Below are 5,025 nucleotides of genomic sequence, written 5' to 3'. Positions count from 1 at the left end.
ATAAAAAACAGTAGGACAACTGCTCAAACAAGAATAAGTTGAGACTCAATACATATTAAATCAAAAGCTAAAAGTATTTTATAGTTCAGCGGCTGATTAGCTTCTTACTGTCGATAAATGCTATGATTTTACCCAATGACCAATAAACCCTATAAAAAGCTAAAAACATTATGCCTCAAAATGATAATAATACTGATCAAAACGAATCAGGGTCTCAAGCTCTCGTAAAGTCTGATGACAGCAGACATGCCCTGACTGTAAAAGGTAAAGGCCGTTTATTAGCATTGACAGACTCTATCCTGAAGTCAGCAATCGCCTCGCGCAAAGCTAACCAATCAGTAGTTGATGATAGCTGGATACAAGAAATATGGAATTGGGCAGATAGTTTTAAAATATCCGAGAAGAAAATTCCGCGAAATAGACAGATGTTATTAGGATTAACAGAGCTCGATATTAGTGGCAATCTTCTCAAACTATTGCCAGAAAGTATTGGTAATCTGACTAACCTAACCTCGCTTAATCTTCGGAATAATAGGCTTAGCGAGCTACCTGAGAGTATTGGTAATCTGACTAATCTAACCTCACTTGATATTTTGGGTGTTAGGCTTAGCGAATTACCTGAGAGCATTGGTAATCTGACTAATCTAACCGAGCTTAATCTTCGGAGTAATAGTCTTAGCGAATTACCTGAGAGTATTGGACAGCTTAAAAACTTAACCAGGCTTGATCTTTGGAGTAATAAGCTTAGCGAATTACCTGAGAGTATTGGTAATCTGACCAATCTAATCGAGCTTGATCTTGATTATAATAATCTTAGCGAATTACCTGAGAGTATTGGACAGCTTAAAAATTTAACCAGGCTTGATCTTTGGAATAATAAGCTTAGCGAATTACCTGAGAGTATTGGTAATCTGACCAATCTAATCGAGCTTGATCTTAGTAGTAATAATAATCTTAGCGAATTAACTGAGAGTGTTGGTAATCTGACCAATCTAACCGTGCTTAATCTTAGTAGTAATAAGCTTAGCGAATTACCTGAGAGTATTGGTAATCTGACCAATCTAACCGAGCTTGATCTTCGGAGTAATAGTCTTAGCGAATTACCTGAGAGTATTGGACAGCTTAAAAACTTAACCAGGCTTGATCTTTGGAGTAATAAGCTTAGCGAATTACCTGAGAGTATTGGTAATCTGAACAATCTAGACTCGCTTGTTCTTAGTAGTAATAATCTTAGCGAATTACCTGAGAGCATTGGACAGCTTAAAAACTTAACCAGGGTTGATCTTAGAAATACCATGTTGAGGGAATTGCCTACAAGCATCAATCAGAATAGAGTTAAAGTGGTTCTCTGATTAATATCTTAAAATTATTTTGTAACACTAATTTTTTAAAGGTGAGTAAACGTGCAAACCGAAGCCGTATTTGAAGACATTGCTGAGCGTATTCGCCTTGAGCTTGAGCAAGCCGAGCACAGTATCTATATTGCTGTTGCTTGGTTTACCAACCGAAATTTATTTAACACGCTTATCGACAAAGCACAAAAAGGTGTCACTGTTCAGTTGATGCTATCCAACGATCATATTAACCAACAGAGCTATGTTGATTATAGTCAGTTAGATATTGGTCACTCAGCAGCCTACCTGATTGGTGATGGTAAACAAGATTTGATGCACAATAAGTTTTGTGTGATCGACAGTGATACGGTGATTAACGGCTCTTATAACTGGAGCTATAAAGCCGAGAAGAATCATGAGAATATTCTGGTTACTAAAGGCGATAGCGTTTTAGCCGAACAATTCATCAAACAGTTTAAGAAAATTCGTAATACATATTTTGATCATCAAGAGCCCACGCCAGAGCTGCCTCTCGATAAAATCATTAAACGTCTCGAGATTATCAAAAATTACGTTATCCTAGAAGACGTAGAAGATATCACACGCGAAAACACCAAGCTGAAGGTGTATGCCTTTCAACAAGATATTGCGGATATCACCCAAGCTTTGCAGCAGCACAGCTTTGAGACTGCCATCACCCTTATTGATCAGTTCATCAAAAACCATCATGCCTTAGTCATCTATAACGATATTGACGTCAGTGCCTTAAAGCTCGAGATACGCCAGCTTGAACATCAGCTCAACGCCTACGATAACGAAAAAATAGAGTTGGAACAATTACGCTCAGAGTTTCATCACAGGCACACCAACGAGCTTGGAAGCTATATTCAGCGACTGCTACATCTACGAAAAGTGTCTACTGAAGATAATCCTGAAGAATATGCAGAAGCTGTGCAGGATGAACAAGATTATAACGAGCACATTGAAATTGAGTTAGAAAAAACTATCTATGAGCTGAATGATGATGAGCGTGTAGAGTTAAAGAAAGCATACCGTCAAGCCAGTCAAATATGCCATCCAGATCGTGTTAATGAAGAGATGAAAGATATCGCTGAAGAAATGTTCATTCAGCTTAATGAAGCTTACAGAAAAAATGATGTTGCTGAGGTAAAAAGAACGCTGTCTGATTTAAAGGAAGGTATATTCAAACCAAGATCAGAAACCGTCAGTAAAGCTGATCAGCTTAAAGTGGTTATTCAGATACTCAAAAGCAAGATTGGGAAGGTTGAGCAAGAAATTTTTGCAATTAAAGATAGTGAAGATTATCAGACCATAAGTGGCATTGCCGATTGGAATGCGTATTTTGAAGAGGTTAAAGCACAGTTAATTGAAGAGATTGACTACCTTGAAGCCAGTAGTATATAAATGGTTTTATGAGCTAGGCGTGATTAATCGCTTATGGCTCATATATTCTTAACGTCCTAAATATATGTAATACGATCAAAGCCAAGAGTCATCGCGCAATTAACTCAGATAGAGAAGTAAATTATGTCGCTCTGCCAAATGCATAAAGATATCGAAGAGGAGGTCATTGACTTTAGTGCTCATGTACAGTCAGCAGGAGAAGAGTCCATTACAGACTACTTATTCTGGAGATGGTCTTTAGCCAACCGAATGTATTCGCATTTTACTGCTAAGACATTTACCAAACCTGAGGAGAGTAGAGATACAGGTGCGGATTTTGAGATGGAAGTATGGTTTGTAGGTAAAACCTTTAGTTTGCCTTTGGCAATACAAGCCAAAAAAATATCCATCGAACACAACTCATATCGTAAAGCCTTTAGCTATCCAGATTATACTAAGCAACAAATTAGAAAGCTTTTAAGCTATGCACGTAATAATAAACGAGTTCCCCTTTATATGTTCTATAGCCAATCAGCGCTATGCTCCTACTCAAAAACACCAGATTGTGGTGTTTATATTGCCAGCGCCCTAGATATTGAAAAATTTGCGAATTTACCAAAAGGATCAGCACTACCAAAAACAAAAATTCTGGATAGGTGCATTCACTTTTACGAGTTATTTTGTGATTCAAGCCAAAAGAACATAGCCAAAAAAAACTCCGTACAAAATATTATAGAGGCACTTACAGAGTCACTGGCGAAAAAAAGTGCACTAACAGATGAACTTATTGAGCAAATTGAAAGTTGTAAAACAGAGGTGATACCTAATTATGTTCAGTTGATATTGAATAGTGACCAACAAAGTATAGATGGGGACAAAAAGCTAGCGCAGGAAATTGAGAAAATGAGAAAGAGTGATACAGAAATCGAACCTAGAAAGATTATAGTAGTTGATGCCCGGTTGAAATACTAACCTGATTGTTGGCAAGGCAAAAAACAAAAAAAGGACTAGCTATCTAATAGTCGCATGATTATATAAGCTATTCGTTACTGAAGATAGTTAACCTTAAAATAGTCAAAAAAACACTCTACTTATTTGTGTTTAAAGCTGACAGTCTTAAGAATTCGTAATTTAAACTCAACAAGGTAAATACTATCAGACTCTGATGACGATTTAACTCAGTAGAATTGTTTTATTATTCATGATTTCAATTCATCTAAATAATTCGCCCGTTTTTGTAGCATCTTTTTACTCTCATCTAAATACTGAGTACGGTTATAGGCGCGGCCATACAGGTCTAAAGCAACGGCTAGGTAGCACCAGCCGCCTTTGATGCGAATATAGGTCACATCACCTGTCCAAACTTGATTGGGGGCTGTTGGGCTAAAGTTACGGTTCAATAGGTTTCCATGGATTTTATGCGTGTTATCAGCGTGCTTATATTTATGCATTTTTATTTGACGAATTTGAAGTCCCATTTGTGCCATAAGCTTCCCCGCCATATAGCGAGTGAGCTTTATATTATGTTCATTCATTAGTATGGCGACAATGCTGCGAGCGCCTGCTGAGCGCTTTGAGTCGTTAAGTATTTGGCGGACTAATGCTTTGGTTTTGACGGTTTCAAGGCTGATGGGCTTGGGCTGCCGTACATAATAATAGCTGCTTTTCATTACGCTAAATAGCTTACACAGAAGGCTTTTATTGACCTGCTTGTCTTGCTCTGCAAGCTGGATTATCAGTGATAGCCGTTCAGACTGTCCAAGGCCAGCAGAGCAGAAGCCTTTTTTAGAATGTCGCGCTCCATAGTGAGTCGCTTAACTTGTTTGCGCAATTCTTGTAGCTCGCGCTGTTCATCCGTTAAAGCGTTGCCTACTTTAGGGGCTTCGCCATTTATTTCTTGACGGTACTAAGTCAGCCATTTCTGCAGAGTGGATTTGCCAATGCCTAGTGAGCTTGCCACATCGGATATTTTACGTTTGTGTTCAACGACTAAGCTGATGGCTTCTAATTTGAATTCTCGGGTATATTGATTGCGTTTGTTGGTCATACTGTTTTCCTCTTTGGGTTAGTATAAACCTCTTATGCGCTGTCCAATTTAATTATGCCACTACAGTTAATACCTTTAACATTAATAATTTAGCTATCAGGTTCAAGTCTTCATTAGGGAACCGAACCAGTAAAAGCACCTGATTGGTTCGCCATAGGTATAGTCTTGAGCTATGCTGAAGAAACCGTACAACTAAACTTGGTAAACTAAGCACAATTATAGGAGTTTACCATGACCAAA

Annotated in this window: 5 protein-coding genes; 3 read left to right on the top strand and 2 right to left on the bottom strand. The window is 38.0% G+C overall.

What is annotated here, in order from left to right:
• The first annotated feature begins 170 nt into the window (after window positions 1-170).
• The 3 genes from ACT3SX_RS13875 to ACT3SX_RS13865 all read left to right on the top strand — a co-directional run bounded on the left by ACT3SX_RS13875 (window position 171) and on the right by ACT3SX_RS13865 (window position 3,710).
• On the top strand, window positions 171-1,352 hold the full coding sequence (locus ACT3SX_RS13875) for a leucine-rich repeat domain-containing protein (RefSeq protein ID WP_444761790.1): 1,182 nt from the start codon (window positions 171-173) through the stop codon (window positions 1,350-1,352).
• Window positions 1,353-1,403: 51 nt separating this feature from the next.
• The gene (locus ACT3SX_RS13870; RefSeq protein ID WP_444761789.1) at window positions 1,404-2,759 is read left to right on the top strand and encodes a phospholipase D-like domain-containing protein; all 1,356 of its coding nucleotides are present in this window, start codon (window positions 1,404-1,406) and stop codon (window positions 2,757-2,759) included.
• Window positions 2,760-2,882: 123 nt separating this feature from the next.
• Window positions 2,883-3,710 (top strand): DUF6615 family protein, encoded by an 828-nt coding sequence (locus ACT3SX_RS13865; protein WP_444761788.1) that lies wholly within the window; start codon window positions 2,883-2,885, stop codon window positions 3,708-3,710.
• A 227-nt stretch (window positions 3,711-3,937) separates the two neighbouring features.
• On the opposite strand, the gene ACT3SX_RS13860 is transcribed toward ACT3SX_RS13865, so the two are convergent.
• Window positions 3,938-4,408 (bottom strand): DDE-type integrase/transposase/recombinase, encoded by a 471-nt coding sequence (locus ACT3SX_RS13860; RefSeq protein ID WP_444761787.1) that lies wholly within the window; start codon window positions 4,406-4,408, stop codon window positions 3,938-3,940.
• A gap of 236 nt (window positions 4,409-4,644) precedes the next feature.
• The gene (locus ACT3SX_RS13855; RefSeq protein ID WP_444761786.1) at window positions 4,645-4,785 is read right to left on the bottom strand and encodes a transposase; all 141 of its coding nucleotides are present in this window, start codon (window positions 4,783-4,785) and stop codon (window positions 4,645-4,647) included.
• Window positions 4,786-5,025: the final 240 nt, after the last annotated feature.

Source organism: Psychrobacter sp. AOP31-B2-9 (genome assembly GCF_052378005.1).
In the GTDB taxonomy this organism is placed as follows: domain Bacteria; phylum Pseudomonadota; class Gammaproteobacteria; order Pseudomonadales; family Moraxellaceae; genus Psychrobacter.
This window is presented reverse-complemented; position numbering and strand designations above follow the sequence as displayed.